Below are 2925 nucleotides of genomic sequence, written 5' to 3'. Positions count from 1 at the left end.
ACCTGGACACCGTGGGCGAGCGCTACACCTCCTGCTGCGACCCCCGCCTCAACCCCACCCAGGCCCTGACCACCGTCTCCGCCTGGCCCGCCTGAGGCCCCCTCATCCGCCTGCGCCATCCGCAGCCACGCACCAAGCCGAGGACTGGAACCATGACCGGCATACCCCCCATCAGCCCGTACCCCCTGCCCGCCGAGGGCGACCTGCCCGCGGCCGCCGTGTCCTGGACCGCCGACGCCGACCGGGCGGTCCTCCTTGTCCATGACATGCAGCGGTACTTCCTCAAGCCCTTCCCCGCCAGCCTGCGCCAGGACCTCGTCGACAACGCGGCCCAGCTGCGCGACCGCTGCGCCGACCAGGGCATCCCGGTCGCCTACACCGCCCAGCCGGGCGGCATGAGCGACGAACAGCGCGGCCTGCTCAAGGACTTCTGGGGCCCGGGCATGCGCCCCGCCCCCGAGGACCGCCAGGTCGTCGACGCCCTCGCCCCCACCGAGCAGGACTGGCTGCTCACCAAGTGGCGCTACAGCGCCTTCTTCAAGACCGACCTGCTGGAGCGGATGCGCGCCGCGGGCCGCGACCAGCTCATCCTGTGCGGCGTCTACGCCCACGTGGGAGTGCTGGCCACCGCCGTCGACGCCTTCACCCACGACATCCAGCCGTTCTTCGTCGCCGACGCCACGGCCGACTTCTCCCAGGACTACCACCGCTCGGCCCTCACCTACGCCGCCGAGCGCTGCGCCCGGGTCACCACCGTCAAGGGGCTGTTCACATGACACAGACACCGCCCACCCCCGCCCCCCACCCGGCGGGCGACCTCCTGCACCAGGCCCTGACCGGCCAGGCGCCGGCCTTCGCCCTGCTGCACCGGCCCACCACCACCGGGCCGGACGCGGTGGAGGTCCTGACCGGCGCGGTGTCCCTGCCGGCCACCCTCGCCGACATCCCGCTGCCCCCACCGCCCGCCCCGGGCACCGGCGCCCGCCACGAGGTCCTGGTCGTCATGCCCTACCGGCAGCTGGCCGAACGGGGCTTCGCCTGCGCCGACGACGGCACCCCGCTGGTGGCGATGACCGTCACCGGCCAGCAGCAGCTGCCCCTGGCCGACGCGCTGGCCCGCATCCCCGACGTGCCCACCCCGCTGGCCGGCGGCGACTTCGACGTCGACGACGCCGCCTACGAGGACGTCGTGCGCCGCATCGCCAAGGAGATGATCGGCACCGGGGAGGGCGCCAACTTCGTCATCAAGCGCACCTTCGTCGCCGACATCACCGACTACGGCCCCGCCAGTGCCCCGGCCCTCTTCCGCCGCCTGCTCGAGCGCGAGTCCGGCGCCCACTGGACCTTCCTCATCCACACCGGCAGCCGCATCCTGGTCGGCGCCTCCCCCGAACGCCACGTCAGCCTGCAGCGCGGCACCGCCGTGATGAACCCCATCAGCGGCACCTACCGCTACCCGCCCGCCGGCTCCACCCTCGAAGGCGTCCTGCAGTTCCTCGACGACCGCAAGGAGACCGACGAGCTGTACATGGTGCTCGACGAGGAACTGAAGATGATGGCCCGCATCTGCGACACCGGCGGCCAGGTGGTGGGCCCCTACCTCAAGGAAATGGCCCGCGTCGCCCACACCGAGTACTTCATCGAGGGCCGCACCGACCGCGACGTGCGCGACATCCTGCGCGAGACGATGTTCGCCCCCACCGTCACCGGCAGCCCCCTGGAGAGCGCCTGCCGGATCATCCACCAGTACGAACCTGGCGGCCGCGGCTACTACAGCGGCGCCGCCGCCCTGATCGGCCGCGACGAGCACGGCGAGCGGGCGATGGACTCCGCGATCCTCATCCGCACCGCGGACATCACCCACCAGGGCCGCATCGCCATTGGCGTCGGCGCCACCATCGTGCGCCACTCCGACCCCGCCTCCGAGGCCGCCGAGACCCGCGCCAAGGCCGCCGGCCTGGTCGCCGCCCTCAACGGCGACACCACCGAACGCTTCGCCGACCACCCCCGGGTCCGCCGCGCCCTGGAACGGCGCAACGACTCCATCGCCGGCTTCTGGCTCTCCGACACCCAGCAGCGCACCGCCGCCCGGCCCGAACTGGCCGGCCGCCGGGTCCTGGTGGTGGACGCCGAGGACACCTTCACCTCGATGATCGACCAGCAGCTGCGCTCCCTGGGCCTGGAGGTCACCCTGCGCCGCTACGACGAGGACTACACCTTCGAGGGCCACGACCTCGTCGTCATGGGACCGGGCCCCGGCGACCCCCAGGAGGTGGCCCACCCCAAGATGCGCCACCTGCACACCGCCGTCGCCACCCTGCTGCGCGAACAGCGGCCGTTCTTGGCGGTGTGCCTCAGCCACCAGGTCCTGGGCCTCCAGCTCGGCCTGCCGCTGCGCCGCAGGGACATCCCCAACCAGGGCGTGCAAAAGGAGATCGACCTGTTCGGCGCCCCCGAACACGTCGGCTACTACAACACCTTCGCCCTCCTCAGCCACGACGAGGAGTTCAGCCCCCGCGGCGTGCCCGGCCTGCCCGAGGGCCGGCGCGTCCAGGTCAGCCGGGACCCGGCCACCGGAGAGGTGCACGCCCTGCGCGCAGCGGGCTTCGCCTCCCTGCAGTTCCACCCGGAATCGGTCCTGACCCGCGAGGGCCCCCGCATCGTGGGCACCGTCCTGGCCTCGCTGCTCGCCCCGGCCCGTACCCCCGACCCGGCCTGAACCGGCCCCGCCCCTGTGAACACCGGGCCGGCGCCCTCCCCCGAGCGCCGGCCCGGCCCCCCCTTTGCCGCCCGTACGCCCCCGGCGGCCTGCGACCGAAGGACTCACCACCATGTCTGACCTGGCCCAGCCGAACGGGACCCGGACCGCGCCCGCGGGCGGCGCGAGCACGCCGCGGCGTTCGGAGACCCTGACGGGCACCCTGG

At 73.3% G+C, this 2925-nt stretch carries 2 protein-coding genes; both read left to right on the top strand.

From position 1 onward, the window contains the following. The first annotated feature begins 152 nt into the window (after nucleotides 1-152). Nucleotides 153-776 carry an isochorismatase family protein gene (locus ACZ69I_RS38970; RefSeq protein WP_467682988.1) on the top strand — a complete coding sequence of 208 codons (624 nt, stop codon included), beginning with the start codon at nucleotides 153-155 and terminating at the stop codon, nucleotides 774-776. Continuing rightward, nucleotides 773-2719 (top strand): anthranilate synthase family protein, encoded by a 1947-nt coding sequence (locus ACZ69I_RS38965; protein ID WP_467682987.1) that lies wholly within the window; start codon nucleotides 773-775, stop codon nucleotides 2717-2719. Before ACZ69I_RS38970 ends, ACZ69I_RS38965 begins: the two co-directional genes overlap by 4 nt. Nucleotides 2720-2925 lie beyond the last annotated feature (206 nt).

The sequence above is a fragment of the Streptomyces sp. NPDC036815 genome (assembly GCF_055609205.1).
This window is presented reverse-complemented; position numbering and strand designations above follow the sequence as displayed.